We start from the raw sequence: 21,457 nt of genomic DNA on the forward strand, positions 1-21,457 counted from the left end.
AACGATTGTTTAAATTTAAACAACTGTTTAAATTTATTTTCTGAAAAATTTTATGAACGGTTGTTCGTACTTTACGGTATTAATAACTGAAGCTGTCCAGGTTTTGTTTTGAACCATCACGGGGTGAGCATAGAAATTCATAGAATTAAGCAGTAAGTTGGGGCCTTCTAAAAAGGAGTGTTTTGCCACAAAATGACTAAGGCCGAAAAATTTTATACTCCTTATATGTTTGTTTTTAAAAGCGCACGCAACTTTAATATAATTGCTTACAGAAAGCTTCTTTTAACCTAACGAAAATTAATGAAGCATTTATTCTATAAAATATCAATACTAATGCTGCCGGTATTACAGGGCTGTAATACTTCAACCAGGCATGCTGATATAAAAACGGCTTTGCCAAAACCTGGGTTTAGCAACAAAACCTATAAGCTTGAATTAACGCCCGGTTGCGATTCCTGCCCGCATGCAACGGTGCATATCCCTGTTGCTGAAGGCAGTACAACGATAGCCAAAAGCATTAATGACAGTGTTTTTGCTGTAGCGCAACAAACCCTGGGTGAAGAAGGCAAGCTGTATGCAAACTACGATTCACTGCTTGCCGGTTTCATGAATGCATATAAAAAAATGAAGGCAGACTTACATGATGATGCGCCAGCAGGCTGGGAGGGAGAAATAAACGGCAGTATAACCATACAAACCAACAGCTTCATAAACATAAAGCTTGAAACTTTTACCTTCACGGGTGGCGCACATCCCAACGCTAACACTTATTCCCTGCTGTTTAATGCAGCAACCGGCAAGCAACTTGCCGAAGCTGATATAGTTAAAGATATTCCGGGCCTTACAGCAGTGGCCGAAAAGAAATTCAGGGAGCAGCTCAAAATACCTGCAAGCACACCCCTTAATTCCTCTGTTTATACATTTGATGATAACAAATTTGTATTGCCAAAGAATATTTTCTTTACGGAAGGCGGTTTGCAACTGCTTTATAACGCTTACGAAATCGCGCCTTATTATGTGGGCCCAACCATACTAACCCTGCCTTATGCCGATACGCAGCCATACCTGGCACTGAAACCATAATGTTTTATGGTAAAGCGATTGATAATTTTCAGGATGCATTATAACAAATATGCCGGGTTTTCATGCGAAAAATATAGGCCTTGGCAGCTCTATGCTTAATTATTCCGGCGCCGGCCAAACACCAGCCATCAGCGCGCAGTTTGAAAGGGGTGTTTGGCCAATAGGCGGGCCGGGCGTAATAAGCCTTGGCGGTTATGCCGGTTTTAAAACCTATAAATATTAAGGCTCCTCAAGCAGTTATAAATGGAATGAGAAATGGACCTATACGGTGCTTGGCGTAAGGGGGGCTTATCATTACACAGACATAGACAATGATGAAATAGACGTGTATGGCGGGGCAACGATTTCATATAATATGCTCAGCTATAAATATTCTGACAATGCCGGCAACAATGATTTGTACGATACCGGGAATTATGGCAGCACTGCCGGCGTTACAGCATTTGTGGGCGGCCGCTATTATTTTATAAGCAGCGTGGCCGCCATGGCCGAAGTGGGTTATGGCGTTTCTTATCTGACTGTTGTATTAAGCTTAAAATTTTAGATTTTTCCGTTCATCTCTTATTAAGAAAATAATCTTTTAAACCATATCGCTAAAAGCTAAATCAATCTTTTAGCGATATGTATAACTAACCGTGCCCAGCAATCCTTTATGCTTGTCAAGCAAAACATCTTTTGTTTTCAGGCCGCGGCTGTCGTATTCGTACTGCCATATAACATAATCAGATGAGCCCTGTGGGATTTGCGTTAGCTGCGAAAGCGTTCCGTTATCATTGTATTCAAACATATAATCCGGCAGCATTTGCTTTGCTCTTGCATTAAAGCGAACAATGTCGGTAAGCTGGTTCTTATCGTTGTAATAATAAAAATAATGTTCAATCATGTGCCCACGTTTCAGCCATAATTCTTCAACTATATTTTGATTGCCGTCTTTTTTAAAGTGAACAGAAGTGGTATCCCCGCCATTTTTTATGCGCAGCATTGAATCGGGAATGGAACCGGTATAAAACCATTGATGCAGCTCTGTGCTGTGCGTATCCATAGTGGTATCATCGGTTCGTGTTTTTACGGTTAAAATCTTTCCTTCATTATCATACATATATTCAACCGTTGTGGAAACGCTGTCGGCCACATCCTGCGATTTTGCAATAAGCCCGTTTGTATAGGTATCATAATCGCTGGAAACGCCGCCGGTTTCAAGCCCGGTATGTGTTTCGGCAATGGCGCCGTTATTTTTCAGTGTTTTGGAATAAGTAAATCCGGTTGTGGGCGTATTATCGCTTTCCGCGCTGGCGGCTGTAATTTCCTGCACATTGTTTTTTACAAGGTTGGCATACATGGCATTCGCTGCTTTCAAATCAACCACATCATTATAATAAAACTGTGCATTGGCACAACAAAAAATAAGAAGAAGGGTTAAGAGCAATACGCTTTTTTTCATAATTATACTTTCAATCATCATTAACGAAAAAATGTGCGGCAAGGTATATATTGCCGCTTAAAATGCTTTATGTATTTTTAGTGAAAATTAAGAGCCTGTTTAAATTTTAAATCTCAAATCAGCATTACAGGTTTAGCCCAAAAAACTTGCTTGATTTTGTCTCAATCGGCATCAAAAAACATTGAAAACAAGCAAATTTTTGACCCATAATAAATTCTGGAAATAATTTTTAATAAAAGTTTTATAGGGGATAATTTGACCATTTCTTCTGCTGTTTCCATAAGCAGTTCATAATTTCGGCATAATCAGCGGTCTTTATCGAAGCAGGAAAATGTTCGCTCTGCTATCCATCTCTTATGCATTGGTTTGAAATTAGAGGAGTTACTTTCTTCACGAAGTACAGCCTGTAGCCAATAACCAAACTTTTCTTTTACTTCTTTAATGACATTACCGCAATAACCGCCATCAGCCAAAATCACCCTGATGTTATGATAGCTGTACCGTAATACACGCATCAGCATACCAACGGCTTTGCTGCGCAACTTGTCCCATATCCTGTCAAACACCTCTGCTTCCACCCATTTACGGTAGTAATAATACACCAACTGCCATTTTGGGGAAGGCTTTTGGTAACATCCGCCATTGACAACCGGTTTTTACTACATACAAAATAGCATTTAGCATTTCTTTTAAATCATACTTGCGTTTTCGTTCATTATGTAAAGACTCTTTTATAACTTGCCATTGGCTGTCGCTTACAATGGTTGGGTAGTTTGTCATACTAATTGAGTTTGTGATGATTCACAATTAGTATTACTTCCCAACCAGTAAGCCGCAACTTTTTTATCCACTTTTCCACATACGCTTTTCTTTATTTAATTTTTAAACAGGCTCTAATTCATAGTTTATTTTTCCGGGTGTTAACGATATTTTAGTCGTCTGCCCGAAATCGCCGAGACAGGCAGATTGAAATAAATTTATCACTTTTAAAATATTGCATAATGGCAACAGGAAAAACCAATGAAGCTTTGTTTTTTAAACGCCGCTTTACCAAAGAAGGTATCAGTCCGTTTGACATGTTTGAGTACGATTATCGTACCAGCATTATTAAAAACCCAACGGGTGAAGTTTTATTTGAAATGAATAATGTGGAAGTGCCCAGACAATGGAGCCAGATTGCCACCGATATCCTGGCCCAGAAATATTTCAGGAAAGCGGGCGTGCCGCAGGCTGATGGGAGTTTAGGCCGTGAAACCTCTGCAAAGCAGGTAGCGCACCGCATAGCCAACTGCTGGCGGGTTTGGGGAGAGAGAAATAATTATTTCAATTCTGAAAAAGATGCGCAAATTTTTTATGAGGAACTGGTTTACAGTATATTAAACCAGGCTTGTGTGCCCAACAGCCCGCAATGGTTCAATACCGGCCTGCACGAAAGCTATGGCATTACCGGCAAGCCGCAGGGCCATTATTATGTGGATGGAAAAGATGGCAAGCTTAAAAAATCTACCAGCGCTTACGAAAGGCCACAGCCGCATGCCTGTTTTATTCTAAGCGTGGATGATGATTTGGTGAATGATGGCGGCATCATGGACTTATGGATTCGCGAAGCCCGTATCTTTAAATATGGTTCAGGTGTTGGCACCAATTTTTCAAGAATACGCGGTGAAGGCGAAAAATTAAGCGGCGGCGGCACATCAAGCGGCTTAATGAGCTTTTTGAAAATAGGCGACCGCTCTGCCGGCGCTATAAAAAGCGGTGGTACCACAAGGCGTGCTGCAAAAATGGTTTGCCTCGATTTAGACCATCCGGAAATAATGCAGTTCATCAACTGGAAAAAAGATGAGGAAAAGAAAGTGGCTGCCATGGTTTCTGCCGGTTACGACAGCAGCTATGAAGGTGAGGCTTATGCAACCGTATCAGGCCAGAACTCCAATAACTCTGTGCGCATACCCAACGAATTTTTCAAGATACTGGAAGAAGATGGCGATTGGGAATTAAAAGCCAGGACCAATGGCAAAACGATGAAAAAAATTCCCGCCCGGGAAGTGTGGAACCAGATTAATTATGCAGCCTGGCGCTGTGCCGATCCCGGAACGCAATACGACACTACCATCAATGAATGGCATACCTGCCCGCAGGGCGGAAGGATCAATGCTTCCAATCCCTGTTCAGAATACATGTTTTTGGACAATACAGCCTGCAACCTGGCCAGTGCCAACCTCATGAAATTCTTCGATACGGAAAAAAATATTTTCGATGTGGAAGGGTTTCAATACACCTGCCGCCTGTGGACTGCCGTATTAGAAATTTCTGTGTTGATGGCGCAGTTCCCTTCAAAAGAAGTAGCGCAGTTATCTTATGATTACCGTACGCTTGGCCTTGGTTTCGCCAATCTCGGAACCATGCTCATGGTAAGCGGCATTCCTTACGACAGCGAAAAAGCCCGCAACATTGCCGCCGCTATCACTGCTATCATGACCGGGACTGCTTATAAAACCTCCGCAGAAATGGCGGCTGTTTTAGGCGCTTTTCCCCGATATGAAGAAAATAAAGCCGATATGTTGCGGGTTATGCGCAATCACCGCGCCGCTGCTTACGATGCTTCAGATGCTTATGAAGGATTAAGCCTTCAGCCGGTGGGCATTAATGCAAAATATTGCCCTGATTATTTACTATCTGCCGCCTGCAAAGCCTGGGATGATGCTGTTGAACTCGGTGAAAAACATGGTTACCGCAATGCGCAGACAACTGTAATTGCCCCAACGGGAACTATAGGTCTTGTTATGGATTGCGATACTACAGGTGTAGAGCCTGATTTCGCTTTGGTGAAATTTAAGAAACTGGCCGGCGGCGGTTATTTCAAGATCATCAATCAAAGCGTGCCGATTGCATTAAGCAACCTTGGTTATTCAGCAAAAGAAATTGACGCCATCGTAAAATATGCGGTGGGCGCTGCCAGCTTTGAAGGCGCTCCTTTTATCAATCCCCAGACTTTAAGTGAAAAGGGCTTTCTCGCAGAAGAAATTCAAAAACTAAATAACGCTGCTACTTCAGCATTTGAGATTGGTTTTCTCTTCAATAAATTTATTTTAGGTGAACCCTGCCTGGAAAGGCTGGGCTTTACAGCAGAACAATACAATGACTGGAATTTTGACCTGCCGGATACACTTGGGTTTTCCGAAGACCAGATCGAAGCTGCCAATGATTATATATGCGGAACGATGACGGTTGAAGGCGCTCCTTTCTTAAAACCAGAACATCTCCCGGTTTTTGATTGCGCTAATAAATGCGGTAAAAAAGGTGAACGCTATATTCATGCCCACGGCCATATAAGAATGATGGCGGCCTGCCAGCCTTTCTTAAGCGGCGCCATTTCCAAAACCATCAATTTGCCGCATGAAGCTACGGTTGAAGAAATTGCAGACGCTTATATGCTAAGCTGGAAGCTGGGTTTGAAAGCCTGCGCTTTATACCGCGATGGTTCCAAACTTTCCCAGCCGCTCAGCAATAAATCGGATAAGAAGAAAAAGAAGACAGACGACAGTCAACAGGCCACGGCTAAGACGACTACCGTTGACAGTGGACCGTTGACAGTGGACACCAACCTGGTTGACCTTTCCACTTTAAGCGCGGAAGAATTACTGGAGGAAGTGCATAAACGCATGCAGGCCAGCAAAGACACTTCTTTTAAAAGGCAGTTATCAAAGATCGTAGAAAGAAAAACCCTGCCGGCAAAACGCCGCGGTTTTACACAAAAAGCCAAAATAAACGGCCAGGTGTTGTTCCTGCGTACCGGCGAATACAATGATGGCACTTTGGGAGAAATATTTATTGACCTTGCCAAAGAGGGTTCCACACTGCGCAGCCTGATGAACTGTTTTGCCATTGCTGTATCTGTTGGTTTGCAATATGGTGTTCCATTGGATGAGTTTGTTGAAAAATTTGTATTTACCAAATTCGAGCCTGCCGGCATGGTTGATCATCCGAATATCAAAACCACCACCTCACTGGTTGATTTTGTGTTCAGGTGCCTGGCGTATGAATATCTCGACAGGACAGACCTGGTACACGTAATTGACAAACCTGAAGTAACCAATCTTGGTGAAGAGGATGATGCAGAAATTATCGGTAAACCTTCATTAAGCAACATGCATGTAAAATCTTTTTCAGTTCCTTCCGTACAAGTGCAAAAGGCGCAGAAAATATCAACACATGCCCATGCGGAAGCGCCGATGGATGCAGCCAATGCAGCCGCTAAAAATATGCAGAGCGATGCACCTTCCTGCAATGTTTGCGGGCACATTACGGTAAGAAGCGGCACCTGTTATAAGTGCTTAAACTGCGGCAACAGCTTAGGCTGCAGCTAATAAAATCAAGGCGCTAATGAAAGAGGCGGTCCGACCCGGGCCGCCTCTTTTGCTTTAATTGAAATCAGTTGCGCTGAATAATCCTATTAAAAAGGGTGCATTCCAAATTGTCGCATTTAATAAATTTCCGGTGGGTGGGACACACGACCGGTAGCGGATTCTACAGGCGGATACATCCCAATATTTGTATAGCTGTTGCTGCCGGTAATAAATACTTAATCTGATGTTGTGAAAATGCTTATGTACATATTGATCGCCTGTATATGCACCGGCATCACAGTAAATGTTATGTATGCGCAGAATGAAAAAGCAGATTCACTGAAACGGCTGCTGCAATCTTCTCTGCAGGATATTTGTGCACATCAATGCAAACATTGCACTCATCGAGATAATGAAAACCGGCAGCGTGAACAATACGGCTATTTTAAATTTTTTTAGAAGATTGTTGTAAGTTTTATCTTCTTCCACATTGCCATCCATTGGCGCCAATTCCATACCGCAGATGGGGCAGGATATATTTTATTTTTTGATGAAGCGATGGCTGCCGCACCAAGTTCATGCCGCACACCGGGCAGTTGACGGGCTTATTGTATGTTTTATCGCCTTTGATACCGCCTGCTGTAATTGTTCTGCTGGAATATGTTTCTCCATCGAAATAATGGCCTGCGGAGGATACAGTGTTAGCGTGGCAGAAACCCCATCAATTTTATTCAATTCCTTTTCAACTTTTTCCCGGCAACCATTGCAGTGCATGCCGGTTATTGTATAGGTATGTGCATCATGATCTTTAAATTTAGTAAGTAAATGTTATACCTGCGCCCCAGCCCATATCGCTGTCATAATGTGCGCTTGCCGAAAAATATTTGGCAAGAATATACCTGCCGCCGGCACTGTATTCCCTGTCTGAATTCACCATAAATGATGCCCGTAACCGTGGCGTAAGCGGAATATCTTCCCTTGAAAGCTGCATTCTTACATTGCCTGTGTGGTCTATGCTGGCATCGGCCACAATAAGAAAGGGCAACGTATATTGAATGCCGGCATGAAAAACCTTCCTGTCGTCTTTGGTATTCTTCCGGCCGAAGATATTTTTTTCACCGGCGGCGCCGTTGCGGTAGCGCCAGTCAATGCCCACGTAGGGAAACAGCCATTGCATTTTGCCAATATACCTTCCAAAATGTGTTTCCACTTCATAGCCCCGGTTGTCGTTATAGCCCAGCCGCCATTCGCCCTGGAAACCCCAGCGTGTATTGGAATACAGAAGCGACCCGTCATTCCCGTTGGTGGCAAAATCATTCTGCGCGGTAAAATGAAACATACGGTCATCCATTTTCAGCATTTTGTACATCATTGCGGGATCATGCACTTCAGGGTTAGACGGGCTGTTTTCATAACTGAATATCCTGCCCATGCCGCTCATCATGTGGTATAGAATGTGACAGTGAAAAAACCAGTCGCCGCTTTCCGAAGCACGGAATTCCAGCGTGTCTGCCTCCATCGGTAAAATATCCACTACGTTTTTCATGGGTGAATATTCGCCGTATTGATTGACAAGCCTGAAATCATGACCATGCAAGTGCATCGGGTGCCGCATCATGGAATTATTGTATAAAATAATGCGTACGTTTTCTCCCTGTTTAATCAATATTTTATCACTTTCCGAAACCGTTTTGTTATCCAGCGTCCATACATAGCGGTTCATGTTGCCGGTAAGCTCAAACTTTAATTCTTTCCATGGCCCTGAAGGAAGCGTAGTTTTTTCAGGGGCTTTCAGCATATCATAATTTAAAGTAATCATACCGCCGGCAGGCATATCCATCCCGGCCATTGAATGGGCTATGTGCTCTTTGTTTTCCACCAATGATTTCTTCTCCAGTTCCATCCCGCACTTGGGGCATTTGCCAGGCTTATCGCTTGTAACTTCCGGGTGCATCGGGCACACATATTCCGTTTGCATGCTGTCAGTTTCACGCATATCCATTTGCATTTCACCTGGTTTCAATTCAGGGTACATCACCTTGTTCATATCCATTTTTTGCAAAGCCATGCCTGCCATCGGCTCCATATTCCCGTTCATCTTCATCATTTTATTCATCATGGCCATGCCTTCAAAATATTTAAGTCGCGGAAGTTTGGCTGCGGGCATTTTCATACCGCTGCCCAGCCAAACAGAAGCGTGGCCAATCCTGTCTTCCGAAGTGGCCAGGAATTCGTACTGCATGTTTTCCGGAACCGTAACCACCATATCATAAGTTTCCGACGGCCCTATGATGAGCCTGTCCACATCAACCGGTGTTACGTCGTTGCCATCATTTGCTGCAACGGTAATTTTTCCGCCGCTGTAACTCAGCCAGAAATAAGAAGAGGCAGCACCGTTAACCACCCTTAACCTTACTTTATCGCCTGCTTTAAATACCGGGAAAGATTGCGCTGTATCGCCGTTGGCAAAAAAACGCTCGTAATACACATCGCTTACATCCATAGCGTTCATTCGCTTCCATTCATTGCCCAGTTTCACACCCAGCTTTCCTGCGCAAATGGCTTCGGAATAGCTTTGCACGGAATGCTTTTTTATAGAAAACCAGTCATTGGCTGTGTGCAGCCTGCGGTCTATCTGTCCCGGCTTCATATCGCTCCAGTCGCTCAATACCAAGGGAATGGTTGGTATTCCGGGCTCTGTTCTTTTATTAAAAATTAATGCGCCGTATAAGCCTATTTGTTCCTGCAATGAAAAATGGCTGTGGTACCAGTAGGTTCCCGATTGCACCACGGGAAATTTATATGCATACACGCTGTGCGGCGGAATGGGATGCTGGGTTAGATAAGGCACCCCATCCATGCGGTTGGCCAGTTGCACGCCATGCCAGTGCACACCGGTAGGCTCATCTGAATTATTATGCACGAAGATGAGCGCTGTATCGCCGATCGTAAATACAAGGGTTGGCGCTGGGATGCTGCCGTTAACCGCAATGCCTTTTCTTTTTTTGCCGGTATAATTTACTGTGCTGTCTGTTATATACAGATCGTACCGGACCGTTTTGGCGCCCGGTATTCCGGCAGGAAAATGAATGCCGGAACTGGCCGCTTCCACCGGTTTGGTTATGATATCTTTTTCGTGGTTGGCGATTTGCTGCGGCAGCGGGGCATCCAAAGGCGTGGGTTTTGCCACAGGCGCCGCAAAGTTGCTGAATGGTATATAATTATTGTTATCGCCGTGATTAAACTGCTGGGAAAAACTGTATGATCCCATCAATAATAATCCTGTTAAACAGGCTATATATTTCATGTGTATGTGCTTTAATGCCGCAATGCAAACAAGCATTTTTTTGTATTGCATAAATTTAAAAAGGCTATAAAGATTTACTGCCAATCGCTACCCAATGCAGGTATAACTTTCTGAACGATCAAAAGTATCAGATGCAGTAAAACTGGTTAAAAAACTGAAAAGCTTTCAGGATTTTTTTTGATATGGGAGATCAGCCTATTTTAGGTGGCCGCCAGATGGAATAGAAGCCGGGGGTTATAGCAGGTTCAGGGAAATGATTATTTTCTTTTTTGCTTGTAAATAAATCACAGTTTAATTCCTGTTTCGCAGGAATTACCACAGCAACGCTTGCCGAAATAAGATAGCAGGCACAGCGGCCACAATTATCCCCGCAATCATTTTTCTTATCTTTTTTTGAGGATGAAGGATGCCTGCAGCAAGGCATATTTTGGGCGTCGCATGATGTAGCTTTTTTATGATGAAAAGATTCTTCTGCAGGTTTGGCATTTACATTATTTGCCAATGACGCTATTGGTAAAAGGCTTGTTTCATAGCCTATGAAGAGTAATATGAAAAGAAATTTTTTCAAACGCTGCAAAGATAGGATATTGAAAACTCAGGCCTGCTAATTTTAAGATTGGCTTATAAAGAGGCTGCTTCACCAGCAACTTCTTTTTTTTGTAAATATCATCAGGATTGCATTCTTTCTTAAATCTTATTAAACAGCCAGGCGCATGAATTTCCAAACCTATATTCCTGTATTTTTGCCGCGCTTTAAATTTTTACTATGCGACAAATTGCCTTTCGGGAAGCTTTGCGTGAAGCGATGAATGAAGAGATGAGAAGAGATGAACGCGTGTTTTTAATGGGTGAAGAAGTAGCTGAATATAATGGCGCTTACAAAGTAAGCCAGGGAATGCTGGCCGAATTTGGCCCAAGGCGTGTAATTGACACTCCTATTTCCGAGCTTGGTTTTTCCGGTATTGGCGTTGGCGCCGCCCAAAACGGCCTGCGCCCCATTATTGAATTTATGACCTGGAATTTTGCCGTTTTAGCGCTTGACCAGATTCTGAATACCGCTTCCAAAATGCTTGCCATGAGCGGCGGGCAGCTTGGCTGCCCTATTGTTTTCCGCGGGCCTAACGGAAGCGCCGGCCAGCTTGGCGCCCAGCACTCCACCGCTTTTGAAAATATTTACGCAAACATCCCCGGCTTAAAAGTAGTTTCTGTTTCAAATGGTTACGATGCCAAAGGGTTATTAAAGCAGGCCATCCGTTACGAAGAAGACCCGGTTATGTTCATGGAAAGCGAGGTAATGTATGGCGATAAAAGTGAAGTGCCTGAAGAAGAATATTATATAGAACTGGGCAAAGCCGATGTAAAAAAAGAAGGCAGCGATGTTACCATCGTTTCTTTTAACAAAATGATGAAAGTGGCGCTCGGCGCCGCCGCAGAACTCGAAAAAGAAAATATCAGCGCTGAAGTAATTGACCTGCGCACCATTCGCCCAATGGACTGGATGACAGTACTGGAAAGCGTGAAGAAAACCAACCGCCTTGTAATTGTTGCCGAAGAATGGCCCATGTGCGGTGTAGCCAGCGAACTTGGTTACCGCATACAAAAAGAAGGTTTCGACTATCTTGATGCACCGGTTCTCCGCCTTACCAGCGCGGATGCGCCCATGCACTACGCGCCAAACCTGGTAACGGCCTACCTGCCCGGCATTGGCCGCACAGTAAACCTGGTAAAAGAAGTAATGTACCTGAAGAAATAAAGCCGGCATTCCCCTGGAGGGAGTATAAAATAGTCCCGATGTTTGCATAATCATTCATCGGGATTTTTTATTGTTATGAAGCCAGCTTTCAAATTCCAGTCAGGCACGGTTGTGTCACTCCCTTCTGCTGTATATTTTCATGGCAGCGATGGTTTCAAATTCAAAGCGGTAAAATATGTCCTTCAGCTTCTCACACGCTTCACCTCCTGCCTCTTATTTCAAATTTCCGCAAACGCACAAACTGATTCTGCCGCCCATTTTGGTGATACCGCCATTCTGGAGCCCATAACCGTAACCGCATTTGGCGGCGCTGCCGGCTGGAAAGATGCGCCTGCTTCAGTTGCTGTTATAAACCAAGCTCAATTACAGCGTTTTGACAATAAAACGCTTGTTCCCGTATTAAACACCGTTGCAGGCGTGAGAATGGAAGAAAGAAGCCCGGGAAGTTACCGGCTCTCCATACGGGGCAGCTTACTGCGTTCCCCTTTTGGTGTAAGAAATATAAAAGTGTACTGGAATGATATTCCGCTTACCGATGCCGGCGGCAATACTTATTTAAATCTTATTGATGTCAGCCAGCTTTCTTCCATAGAAATAATAAAAGGCCCTGCCAGCAGTTTGTACGGCGCCAATACCGGCGGTGCTGTGCTGCTGAAAACTAATAATAATAATGCCAGCCCCGGCCCTGAAAGGAGAAAAAATAGCTTTAATGCCAATTTGGAAACCGGCTCCTATAGTTTACTGAATGAACAGCTTGTTTTCAATCATCAATCAAAAAAATTCAACTTCAGCATGCAGCAAAGCCATTATCAAAGCAGTGGTTACAGGCAGCAAAGCGCCATGCGTAAAGACGCTGTACAATCAAGCCTGGATTGGCATATCAGTAATAAAGAACAAGTATCTGCTCTTTTATTTTATACGGATCTTCATTATGAAACACCCGGCGGCATTACCAAAGCCCAAATGGATTCTTTGCCAACACTTGCAAGGCAACCAACATCAGCTTTGCCCGGCGCCGTTCAGCAGAAAGCAGGCGTATATAATAAAACGGGCTTTGCAGGATTAAACTTTCATTCGGTTTTCAGCAAACTTTGGAGCAACACCGCTTCAGTCACCATCAACCATACAGATTTTAAAAATCCATTTATTACCAACTATGAAAAACGCGATGAACTGAATTATGGTGCAAGAACCGTACTTGAAATGAATGCTTTAAAAGTAAAATGGCTAACCGGAGCAGAATGGCAGCAGAATATTTCAAATATCAATAATTATGAGAATAACAGCGGTACGCCAGGCAGTTTGTTGTACAATGACAAAGTACGCGTTGCCCAATACTTTTTATTTACGCAAATCAATATACAGTTTAGAAAACTGCTGATACAGGCCGGATTAAGTGCCAACCAGCAGTTACTAAAATACAACCGCATTTCAGACAGTGTTTATAATTACTGGCAACATCAAAATACAAATATGTTATGGGCGCCAAGATTGAGTGTGCTTTACCAGGTGAATAATAATATTTCGCTGTACGCGGTAACCTCAAAAGGGTTTTCGCCGCCTACGCTGGCAGAAGTGCGGCCTTCTACCAACCAGTTTTATAACCTGCAGCCGGAATATGGCTGGAATTATGAGGCAGGCATAAAGGGCGCCGTATGGAAGAATCGCCTTGAATTCAGCGCTTCTGTTTATAGCTTTAATTTAAAAAATGCCATTGTTGCGCAAACGGACAGCACAGGTGCAGACTTTTTTGTAAATGCAGGCGGCACAAAGCAGCCCGGGCTTGAGATATGGCTAAATGCCTTTCCGGTAAAAAACAGCCGGCGGTTCATAAAAACGATTGTTGTTTCCAACAGTTTTGCTTATCAGCCCTATACATTCAACAATTATGTTTCCGGGACAAAGGACTTTTCGGGCAACCGGCTTACGGGCGTTCCTAAAAATACAAATCTTGCCACATTAGATGTTGATACAAAGCCTGGCATTTACTTTAATGCCAATTGTAATTTTACTTCAGCCATACCATTAACAGATGCCAATGATGTGTATGCTGGTAACTATAAATTATTTCAATTAAAACTTGGTTTTAAGAAGCAATTTGGCAAAGCAATACTTGATGTTTACGCAGGCATTGACAATCTTTTGAATGAAAAATACAGCCTTGGCAACGACCTGAATGCTGCTGGCGGCAGGTATTTTAACCCGGCGCCTGCAAGAAATTATTTTGCCGGTGCGCGGGTTGAATGGTAACAACTTCATCGTATAAAACAACAAAGCCACCTGCAATTGCAAGCGGCTTTGTTGTTTTTATAGGATTTTCTTATCTTTTTTGCCTTCTTTTCGGGAAGAAATTACCTGTTTTAATTTTGGTTGATTTTCCTTCAGGCGCCCCGTAATGCGTCATGGCACAACGGAAACCAATAGTAGAGCTGCTTTCATATTCTTCGTAAAAACGGCGGGCGCCAGGGCTTAACCAGTATGGCATATCAAGCCAGCTTCCACCTTTTACCACCCTGCTTTGATCGCTTATTAATGTTGTAACACCATAGCCATAATAAGCACGGCTGACAGAATCACCATCCAAATAATCAATTGCATAAGAACGCTGGTAGTTGCGGCGTGTAGCTAAAGCGGAATCACTCTCAGGAATCATTTTAATCCGGCCTAAACTATCCCGCATATTCCCTTCACCGCCACTTTTATCAACCTGCATAAAAACGTTACCGCGATATGGGTTAATATCATCTACGTCCATTTGGGAATTAGGCCTGTAAACGTCAGAAACCCACTCACTTACGTTGCCGCTCATATTATAAAGGCCAAAGCCGTTAGGAAAAAACGAAGTTACAGAAGCCGGTATGGCAGAACGGTCATTCAAACCACCTGCTGTGCCCATGTAGTCACCGTTGCCGCGCTTAAAGTTGGCCAGCATAGCACCCTGCATAGCGCCTTTTTTGGTGGCGCGCAGGTTATCATAACCATCGTTTTTCCAGGCATAAACCTGTTTGTTGGCAATAAGCTCTTCCCCTCTTTTCTTTTCGCTTTTGCGGGGGACGGGGTTTTCGCTCACAAGGCCTAAAGCCGCATATTCCCATTCTGCTTCTGTGGGAAGGCGGTAATCAGGAAATAAAATGCCATCTTCAAAAGAAACCTGTGTTCTTGGCCTGCCCTGCGCATCTTTTAACGGATTTTTCTTGGGCTTGCCGGGCACACCTTCATATTCGCCCATTAAATAAGATTTTGTATTGAAGTTATCCTGGCCGCCGCCATTCATTTCCTGCTTAATGAGGTTTTTATTCTGATAGCCTGCTTTTACAAGGGCGTATTCGTTCACCCTGTCTGTGCGCCAGATACAAAAATCATGGGCCTGCCTCCAGGTAACGCCCACTACAGGATAATAATTATAAGAAGGGTGGCGGAAATAATATTCAACATAAGGCTCGTTATAAGCGAGCTGGCTGCGCCATACAAGGGTATCAGGTTTTGCGCCCTGCACCACGGCTTCGTACTGGGGGTCGGAAAATACATTTTCAATCCAGTAAATGTACTCGCGGTAATGAACGTTGGCCACTTCGGTTTTATCTATAAAGAAAGAGTTAACCGTAACGCGGCGGGGGAAATTATTATTATCGCCCATTACATCTTCCTCGGTTGAGCCCATGGTAAACGTACCGCCCTGCACAAACACAAGGCCGGGGCCGGTTTTGATATCTTTAGGCTTGGCTACATAATAACCACCCTGGTCTTTATCATTATAATGCCAACCGGTTGCATCACTGGTCCCGTCTTTCTTTTTCCAGGAACTTTTGCTTCCGCCCTTTTTACAGGAAGCCAAAACGCTCACAAGGAAAAGGGTGTACATTGAAAATTTAAGCAGCCTTATCATTTTTAAAAATTATTCTTTTGAACCTAAAACAACGAAATAAAGTTTACAATATTGCACACAATTATAAAGAAATTGCAGGATCTTCAAGCATGTTTTGGCCTTCCATAGAAAGGGTGAAACTTAAAAATCAATTACTTATATAATTGAGGCGGATTTAAAGCGCCAAATTTAATTCATCAAACTTATTTTTCACCGTAAATCCTTGTTTTAAAACCGGTGAAATTTCTCCGGCATTTTCCAATATCATTAAATGCCCGCCATTATTTATAATGCAACCTGCTTTTACAAACCGCAGCGGCAAAAGCCTGTCTTTACTGCCATGTATATGAAAAACGTTGGGCGGGGCAATTTTATTTTTCCAGGAAACAATAGCGCCGATGGCCCACTTGTAAAAATGCATATCAGTTTTGTTTACCACTGTTTTCTCGTATTGCCTGCTTACCGGGGAGCTGGCGCCCAGGAAATATTCCTGTATGGTAAGGGTTTGTTTAACCAGGCCGTACGTTATGATTTTATAAACAGGCACACGCTTAAAAATTCTCCAGTAAAACGGTAATTCGTATTTTGTTTTAGCGCTTGAAATAATGGTAACCGTTGCTTTTGGGAGCTGTTTGGCTATTTCCACAGCCAGCATGCCGCCAAGCGAAAGGCCGAGAATAAGCGGGTCTTCTTCCCGTATAAACTTTTCTCTTAACTGTGTTGCATAGGCTTGCAAACTTTCGCCCGGCAAAGGATTGATCCAGTTGATGAAAACAGGTTTTGCAAAAGACAGGTTGAGGTATTGAAATACCCGTTCATCTGCCCCAAGCCCCGAAATACAATAGAGGTTTTGCATGACAAATATTACTCTTCAAAGAACGAATAATCTTCATCTTTTTGAATAGTATCATTATAAATTTGAATTAGGTAAAAATTCTTTTTACCCTTTTGTACCAGAATATATTTTTTGTGCAATAGCATTCCTGGCGATAATGCAATTTCCAAATAATCAATTTTATTTTTATTTATTCTAATTCCACCGTTTAAAATCATTTTTCTAGCCTCACCTCTACTTGGCATTATGTTAGTTTCAACAAGAAAATGTTCAAGTACTGTACTTGAAATTAACCTGCTTAATGGATAAGGTATTTTTTGTATACCTTCGATAGTTTCTAAATCTTCTTTGGAAAGACTTTCTACAGGTAAGTTTTGCTTCTCAAATAATTTTCTTGTGCTGTCTAATGCTTGATTCAATCCAGCAATACCATGAACAAAAGTTGTGATATGCTCTGCTAAAGTTTTTTGTAATAATCTTAATTCTGGAGCTGAATCATGTGTTAATATTAATGATTCTATTATTTCTTGATTAAGAAATGTAAATATTTTGATCCATTTTTTGGCGTCATCATCTGCGGCATTCAGCCAAAACTGGTAGAACTGGTAAGGGGACGTTTTCTCCGCATCCAGCCAAATATTTCCTTTTTCACTTTTACCAAATTTGCCGCCATCCGCTTTTTTCAGCAACGGGCAGGTAAACGCAAAGGCTTCGCCGCCCGTTCTCCTGCGGATCAATTCTGCGCCGGTTGTAATATTTCCCCACTGGTCGCTGCCGCCCATCTGCAATTTGCAGTTATGGTTTTTATACAGCCAGTAAAAATCATAACCCTGTATAAGCTGGTACGTAAATTCGGTAAAACTGATGCCGTTATCGCTCTCAATCCTTTTCTTCACACTGTCTTTGGCCATCATATAATTCACGGTGATGTGTTTGCCCGTATCGCGTATAAAATCGAGAAAAAACATTCCTTTAAACCAGTCATAATTGTTCACCATAACGGCTGCGTTGGGCTGGTTTTCATCAAACGCCAAAAATTTTTCCAGTTGCTTTTTAATACCGTTCTGGTTGCGCTGCAATACATCCTCGCTCAATAAATTACGTTCCTCACTTTTACCGGTCGGGTCGCCGATCATGCCGGTGGCGCCGCCAATTAAAGCATACGGTTTATGTCCGGCCTTTTGCAAATGCACCAGCAATAAAATTGGCACCAGGCTGCCAATATGCAGGCTTTCGGCGGTGGGGTCAAATCCAATATAGGCTGATGTTTGTTCTTTCAGCAACTGTTCTTCTGTACCGGGCATTATATCCTGGATCATTCCGCGCCAGCGCAGTTCTTCAATCAAATTCATTCGTACAAGTTTGTTTTTTTAATGGCCTCATGAAACGCCCTGGCATACATTCCCTCCCGAAACTGATTCGGGACAGGCTGTGTGAAAAAATATTTACATGGGCGTTTCATTCAAAAAAATTTGTGCAAAAATAAAGCGCGTGAACCGTCAAACGCCAAACGGGAAAACTTCGTGTCTTGTTACATAACGTTTGGCGATTTACGATTGGCGTTTCCGTTATATCTTGCGGCAAACTTTCTACTTTGACTATTTCTGAACTGTACAAACTGTATCAGCAATGTCCTGCCGTGCAAACAGATACCAGAAAGCTTAATAAAAATGATATCTTCTTTGCATTGAAAGGCGATAATTTCAATGGTAATGCTTTTGCATTGAAAGCACTCGAAATGGGCGCCGCTTATGCTGTGGTTGATGAAGATATAGACGCATCAAATCTGCCGGCAGGCAGGCATGGCAATCAATTAATCAGGGTTGATAATGTGCTTGAAACATTACAGCATCTGGCCGGGTATCACCGTGAGCAGTTTAATATCCCTTTTATTGCCATTACGGGAAGTAACGGAAAAACCACCACAAAGGAGTTAATCCACGCCGTGCTTTCCTCACATTATAAAACATGCACAACAGAAGGCAATCTCAACAATCATATCGGCGTGCCGCTTACCATTTTAAAAATTAAGCCCGATGCACAAATAGCGGTAATTGAAATGGGCGCCAATCATCAAAAGGAAATTGAAGGCTATTGCAACATCGCACAGCCCACGCATGGCATTATCTCCAATATCGGAAAAGCACATCTGGAAGGTTTTGGCGGCATGGAAGGCGTGAAAAAAGGCAAGGGTGAGCTGTATGATTTCATGCGTGCACATAATGGCATTGCATTTGCTTTTCACGATTACGATTACCTGCATGAGATGAGCAAAGGCATTCAGCAAATTATTTGGTACGGAACAATGCATGGCGTTGTTTGCGGCTATATGCAGGCCGCAGAGCCCTTTCTGGAAGTGGCTTTTACAAAAGGCCTATCATTCCATACCATAAAAACAAACCTGGTGGGCGGTTATAACCTGCCGAATATTTTATGCGCAGTTACAGTGGGCAAATATTTTAAAGTGCCGGATGAAAATATAAGATATGCTCTTGAAAATTATGTTCCTTCCAACAGCCGCTCGCAGTTAATAGAAATGGGCTCCAACAAAATAATTTTAGACGCCTACAACGCCAATCCATCCAGTATGAAGGTGGCTATTGAAAACTTTAAACATTTTCATGCTGAAAGCAAGGTGCTGGTGCTGGGCGGCATGATGGAGCTGGGTGAAGAAAGCGTGCAGGAACATGAGAGCCTTGTAAGGCTTATTCAGCAAAATCATTTTGAAAATGTTATTTTGGTGGGAGGCAATTTTAAAACGACGCATCAAAACTTCCGTTATTTCAATAATGCCGATGAAGCTGCTGCATACCTCCGGCAACGGCATTTCGCTAATGCTTATTTCTTAGTGAAAGGCAGCCGCAGCATGCAGATGGAGAAAGTTTTAACGGCTTTTGCACAGTAAAAAATTACCTTTGCCGCAAATTTTTACAAATGGCAAAAGGTAAACCATCTTACCTGTTAAGTGTCTTTACCAATCGCTGCCCGCGTTGCAGGCACGGCGATATTTTTGAGTCTAAAAATGCTTATGCATTAAAAGGCAGTCAATACATGAAAATGCATAAGCATTGCCCGGTATGCGGCCAGCCTACCGAAATTGAGGTTGGTTTTTATTATGGCACAGGGTATGTTAGTTATGCTTTGGGCGTTGCGTTTTCTGTTGTAACCTTTATTGCCTGGTGGGCGCTGATAGGCATTTCCATAAACGATAACCGTGTATTCTGGTGGCTGGGCGTTAATACCTTTTTATTGATTGTATTGCAACCGGTGTTTATGCGCCTGGCGCGAAGCTTATGGCTGAGCTGGTTTGTAAAATATGATCCGAACCGGGAAACGCATAAGCCTGAAAATACAGAGAGAATTATACAGGAACAGATTGGAAACTGGTAACTATTTCTTTGTAACCACTTTTTCAAAAAAAGTTCTTGCATTCATAACGGTGATCTCAGAAAAGTAAAAATCATCTTTATCTTCTGTAACAATATAACTGCAATTGCTTTCTACGGCTGAATAATATTCAAGCCCATCTTCAAAATCGTTTATTCTTTTGTTGCTGATTGTTTTTTCAACTGCATTTTCAGTTGCAGGGGCAATAAAAATGTGTTTGCATAATAAAGCCATCTTTTCTTTTGCCAGCTTTGTTTTGTGTTTTTTTTCCGCAAAATAAAATGCAATGGCAAGACATATAGGTGAAGTATAGATGTGAAAATTATTATTGCCTGAAAGGCTTAATATGCGGGCGCCGTGGGTAAAGAGCGGGTATTCTTTATTCAACACCGATACAAGAATATTAGCATCAACAAAAACTTTCATTTTCCGGAAGCGTAATATTCATTTTTTAATGACTTGCGCGAACGGGCTTTTGTTTGATAAACCGCCTCTCCTTCAGCAACCTGGTGTACCCAATCGGAAACAGGAAACTCTTCAAAAGAGGTATAGCCGGAGGAAGTGACCTTATCTAAAAGGAATTCAACCAGCCTGCTTAAACTTACATTGTTTCGCTCTGCATATCTTTTTGCTTTTGTGGCAACAGCCTCATTAAAACTTAATGTAATTTTTGCATCCATAACCAACAATTTTTACAAAAAAAATATTTACGTAAGTAAAAAATATTTTCTACGTATAAATTTATCTTTCAACTATAATTTTTTTTACCTGTTTTTAATGGAAACGTTTTGTCTTTCCAAACAAATTTTCCTGTAATTGATGCAGGAAGATTTATATCAATATTCCACTTGCCATTTGCTAAAACATAGGCCGCTTTTATATCGCCTTTTGGATGCGGCATTGTTCCCGATGCATTGGTCAATGCACCTAAATGCGGTTCAATTTTCACCTTGGAGAAACCCGGGGCATAATCGTCAATTCCCAAAACAATTCTGTATAATTCAATATTCGGGCTGCTGCCCCAGGCATGGTAATCGGAGCGGGAACGGTTCACGTCATCCATCTCTGCCCAGGTAGTTAAGCCCATTTCCAGATTTTGTTTCCATATACCCAGCCAGTTCAAATAATCATTACCAAAGCCTGCCATGTTTAATGCCTGGTATAAATAATACCTGAAATACACGGAAGCGATTGCGAGTGATGTATCATTCAATAACCCCGAAGCGCCGATCATCAGCGCCATTATCAGTAATATAACGGTATAATTTTCTATTTATGAACGTGCATAAAACCTGGCCAGGCTTTATTGTGAACCATAGGGGTTATAGCATTTTATCTCCTGTGAAGAATACTATATAACCCTTTTTCTCAACTATATAAAAGCTATGTGGCTTGAGTTGACGGCTATGGTGAACACCCGCCTGTGCAATAAATATATAA

The 21,457-nt window shown here is 42.6% G+C and carries 22 protein-coding genes; 8 read left to right on the forward strand and 14 right to left on the reverse strand.

All coding sequences use genetic code 11. The features are described from left to right. Positions 1-300: 300 nt before the first annotated feature. Genes QM629_RS10525 through QM629_RS10535 form a run of 3 tightly spaced genes read left to right on the forward strand, consistent with a single transcriptional unit; the run spans position 301 to position 1,627 of the window. Complete coding sequence (locus QM629_RS10525) at positions 301-1,083, forward strand: DUF3298 domain-containing protein (protein ID WP_415159826.1); 783 nt, start codon at positions 301-303, stop codon at positions 1,081-1,083. A 49-nt stretch (positions 1,084-1,132) separates the two neighbouring features. Beyond that, positions 1,133-1,306 carry a hypothetical protein gene (locus tag QM629_RS10530; protein WP_415159827.1) on the forward strand — a complete coding sequence of 58 codons (174 nt, stop codon included), beginning with the start codon at positions 1,133-1,135 and terminating at the stop codon, positions 1,304-1,306. A 45-nt stretch (positions 1,307-1,351) separates the two neighbouring features. Then, entirely contained in the window at positions 1,352-1,627 is a 276-nt protein-coding gene (locus QM629_RS10535) for a hypothetical protein (RefSeq protein WP_415159828.1), read from the forward strand. A 69-nt stretch (positions 1,628-1,696) separates the two neighbouring features. Here QM629_RS10535 and QM629_RS10540 read toward each other — a convergent pair whose 3' ends face one another. The 3 genes from QM629_RS10540 to QM629_RS10550 all read right to left on the reverse strand — a co-directional run bounded on the left by QM629_RS10540 (position 1,697) and on the right by QM629_RS10550 (position 3,304). Then, on the reverse strand, positions 1,697-2,524 hold the full coding sequence (locus QM629_RS10540) for a hypothetical protein (protein ID WP_415159829.1): 828 nt from the start codon (positions 2,522-2,524) through the stop codon (positions 1,697-1,699). 305 nt (positions 2,525-2,829) lie between these two features. Beyond that, the gene (locus tag QM629_RS10545) at positions 2,830-3,126 is read right to left on the reverse strand and encodes a hypothetical protein (RefSeq protein WP_415159830.1); all 297 of its coding nucleotides are present in this window, start codon (positions 3,124-3,126) and stop codon (positions 2,830-2,832) included. After that, the gene (locus QM629_RS10550; protein WP_415159831.1) at positions 3,107-3,304 is read right to left on the reverse strand and encodes a transposase; all 198 of its coding nucleotides are present in this window, start codon (positions 3,302-3,304) and stop codon (positions 3,107-3,109) included. Before QM629_RS10550 ends, QM629_RS10545 begins: the two co-directional genes overlap by 20 nt. 221 nt (positions 3,305-3,525) lie before the next feature. Here QM629_RS10550 and QM629_RS10555 point away from each other — a divergent pair, with 221 nt between their 5' ends. After that, positions 3,526-6,891 (forward strand): vitamin B12-dependent ribonucleotide reductase, encoded by a 3,366-nt coding sequence (locus QM629_RS10555; protein WP_415159832.1) that lies wholly within the window; start codon positions 3,526-3,528, stop codon positions 6,889-6,891. Positions 6,892-7,206: 315 nt separating this feature from the next. On the opposite strand, the gene QM629_RS10560 is transcribed toward QM629_RS10555, so the two are convergent. From QM629_RS10560 to QM629_RS10580, 5 genes are all read right to left on the reverse strand, one after another. Next, the gene (locus QM629_RS10560) at positions 7,207-7,386 is read right to left on the reverse strand and encodes a hypothetical protein (protein WP_415159833.1); all 180 of its coding nucleotides are present in this window, start codon (positions 7,384-7,386) and stop codon (positions 7,207-7,209) included. Continuing rightward, entirely contained in the window at positions 7,346-7,516 is a 171-nt protein-coding gene (locus QM629_RS10565; RefSeq protein WP_415159893.1) for a heavy metal-binding domain-containing protein, read from the reverse strand. The genes QM629_RS10560 and QM629_RS10565 overlap by 41 nt, the downstream gene beginning before the upstream one ends. Further along, the gene (locus QM629_RS10570) at positions 7,447-7,653 is read right to left on the reverse strand and encodes a heavy-metal-associated domain-containing protein (RefSeq protein ID WP_415159894.1); all 207 of its coding nucleotides are present in this window, start codon (positions 7,651-7,653) and stop codon (positions 7,447-7,449) included. The genes QM629_RS10565 and QM629_RS10570 overlap by 70 nt, the downstream gene beginning before the upstream one ends. A 31-nt stretch (positions 7,654-7,684) precedes the next feature. Then, positions 7,685-10,228 (reverse strand): multicopper oxidase domain-containing protein, encoded by a 2,544-nt coding sequence (locus QM629_RS10575; RefSeq protein WP_415159834.1) that lies wholly within the window; start codon positions 10,226-10,228, stop codon positions 7,685-7,687. Positions 10,229-10,367: 139 nt separating this feature from the next. Beyond that, a complete protein-coding gene (locus QM629_RS10580; RefSeq protein ID WP_415159835.1) occupies positions 10,368-10,745 on the reverse strand; it encodes a hypothetical protein in 378 nt (125 codons plus the stop codon). Between the two features lie 198 nt (positions 10,746-10,943). Here QM629_RS10580 and QM629_RS10585 point away from each other — a divergent pair, with 198 nt between their 5' ends. Further along, the gene (locus QM629_RS10585; RefSeq protein WP_415159836.1) at positions 10,944-11,930 is read left to right on the forward strand and encodes a pyruvate dehydrogenase complex E1 component subunit beta; all 987 of its coding nucleotides are present in this window, start codon (positions 10,944-10,946) and stop codon (positions 11,928-11,930) included. A 75-nt stretch (positions 11,931-12,005) separates the two neighbouring features. Then, complete coding sequence (locus QM629_RS10590; RefSeq protein WP_415159837.1) at positions 12,006-14,180, forward strand: TonB-dependent receptor; 2,175 nt, start codon at positions 12,006-12,008, stop codon at positions 14,178-14,180. A 70-nt stretch (positions 14,181-14,250) separates the two neighbouring features. On the opposite strand, the gene QM629_RS10595 is transcribed toward QM629_RS10590, so the two are convergent. The 3 genes from QM629_RS10595 to tyrS all read right to left on the reverse strand — a co-directional run bounded on the left by QM629_RS10595 (position 14,251) and on the right by tyrS (position 17,982). After that, positions 14,251-15,792 (reverse strand): SUMF1/EgtB/PvdO family nonheme iron enzyme, encoded by a 1,542-nt coding sequence (locus QM629_RS10595; RefSeq protein ID WP_415159838.1) that lies wholly within the window; start codon positions 15,790-15,792, stop codon positions 14,251-14,253. Between the two features lie 178 nt (positions 15,793-15,970). After that, on the reverse strand, positions 15,971-16,651 hold the full coding sequence (locus QM629_RS10600; protein WP_415159839.1) for an alpha/beta hydrolase: 681 nt from the start codon (positions 16,649-16,651) through the stop codon (positions 15,971-15,973). Positions 16,652-16,659: 8 nt separating this feature from the next. Then, complete coding sequence (gene tyrS / locus QM629_RS10605) at positions 16,660-17,982, reverse strand: tyrosine--tRNA ligase (RefSeq protein WP_415159840.1); 1,323 nt, start codon at positions 17,980-17,982, stop codon at positions 16,660-16,662. Positions 17,983-18,224: 242 nt separating this feature from the next. Here tyrS and QM629_RS10610 point away from each other — a divergent pair, with 242 nt between their 5' ends. Next, entirely contained in the window at positions 18,225-19,535 is a 1,311-nt protein-coding gene (locus QM629_RS10610) for a UDP-N-acetylmuramoyl-tripeptide--D-alanyl-D-alanine ligase (RefSeq protein ID WP_415159841.1), read from the forward strand. Positions 19,536-19,564: 29 nt separating this feature from the next. After that, on the forward strand, positions 19,565-20,020 hold the full coding sequence (locus QM629_RS10615) for a DUF983 domain-containing protein (protein ID WP_415159842.1): 456 nt from the start codon (positions 19,565-19,567) through the stop codon (positions 20,018-20,020). On the opposite strand, the gene QM629_RS10620 is transcribed toward QM629_RS10615, so the two are convergent. From QM629_RS10620 to QM629_RS10630, 3 genes are all read right to left on the reverse strand, one after another. Further along, positions 20,021-20,443: a PIN domain-containing protein gene (locus QM629_RS10620; protein WP_415159843.1), complete on the reverse strand. Its 423-nt coding sequence runs from the start codon at positions 20,441-20,443 to the stop codon at positions 20,021-20,023. Then, on the reverse strand, positions 20,440-20,697 hold the full coding sequence (locus QM629_RS10625; RefSeq protein ID WP_415159844.1) for a DUF6364 family protein: 258 nt from the start codon (positions 20,695-20,697) through the stop codon (positions 20,440-20,442). Before QM629_RS10625 ends, QM629_RS10620 begins: the two co-directional genes overlap by 4 nt. A 68-nt stretch (positions 20,698-20,765) precedes the next feature. Then, on the reverse strand, positions 20,766-21,260 hold the full coding sequence (locus tag QM629_RS10630; protein ID WP_415159845.1) for an alpha-L-rhamnosidase C-terminal domain-containing protein: 495 nt from the start codon (positions 21,258-21,260) through the stop codon (positions 20,766-20,768). Positions 21,261-21,457 lie beyond the last annotated feature (197 nt).

It is taken from the genome of Parafilimonas sp. (assembly GCF_047606085.1).
GTDB lineage: Bacteria > Bacteroidota > Bacteroidia > Chitinophagales > Chitinophagaceae > Parafilimonas.

Coding starts and splice junctions, on each gene's coding strand:
- QM629_RS10630 (WP_415159845.1), bottom strand. CDS start 21,260: ATGGCGCTGATGATCGGCGCTTCGGGGTTATTGAATGATACATCACTC.
- QM629_RS10575 (WP_415159834.1), bottom strand. CDS start 10,228: ATGCAATACAAAAAAATGCTTGTTTGCATTGCGGCATTAAAGCACATA.
- QM629_RS10555 (WP_415159832.1), top strand. CDS start 3,526: ATGGCAACAGGAAAAACCAATGAAGCTTTGTTTTTTAAACGCCGCTTT.
- QM629_RS10530 (WP_415159827.1), top strand. CDS start 1,133: ATGCCGGGTTTTCATGCGAAAAATATAGGCCTTGGCAGCTCTATGCTT.
- QM629_RS10625 (WP_415159844.1), bottom strand. CDS start 20,697: ATGGATGCAAAAATTACATTAAGTTTTAATGAGGCTGTTGCCACAAAA.
- QM629_RS10590 (WP_415159837.1), top strand. CDS start 12,006: ATGAAGCCAGCTTTCAAATTCCAGTCAGGCACGGTTGTGTCACTCCCT.
- QM629_RS10600 (WP_415159839.1), bottom strand. CDS start 16,651: ATGCAAAACCTCTATTGTATTTCGGGGCTTGGGGCAGATGAACGGGTA.
- QM629_RS10560 (WP_415159833.1), bottom strand. CDS start 7,386: ATGGAATTGGCGCCAATGGATGGCAATGTGGAAGAAGATAAAACTTAC.
- QM629_RS10595 (WP_415159838.1), bottom strand. CDS start 15,792: ATGTACACCCTTTTCCTTGTGAGCGTTTTGGCTTCCTGTAAAAAGGGC.
- QM629_RS10585 (WP_415159836.1), top strand. CDS start 10,944: ATGCGACAAATTGCCTTTCGGGAAGCTTTGCGTGAAGCGATGAATGAA.
- QM629_RS10615 (WP_415159842.1), top strand. CDS start 19,565: ATGGCAAAAGGTAAACCATCTTACCTGTTAAGTGTCTTTACCAATCGC.
- tyrS (WP_415159840.1), bottom strand. CDS start 17,982: ATGAATTTGATTGAAGAACTGCGCTGGCGCGGAATGATCCAGGATATA.
- QM629_RS10550 (WP_415159831.1), bottom strand. CDS start 3,304: ATGACAAACTACCCAACCATTGTAAGCGACAGCCAATGGCAAGTTATA.
- QM629_RS10525 (WP_415159826.1), top strand. CDS start 301: ATGAAGCATTTATTCTATAAAATATCAATACTAATGCTGCCGGTATTA.
- QM629_RS10620 (WP_415159843.1), bottom strand. CDS start 20,443: ATGAAAGTTTTTGTTGATGCTAATATTCTTGTATCGGTGTTGAATAAA.
- QM629_RS10540 (WP_415159829.1), bottom strand. CDS start 2,524: ATGAAAAAAAGCGTATTGCTCTTAACCCTTCTTCTTATTTTTTGTTGT.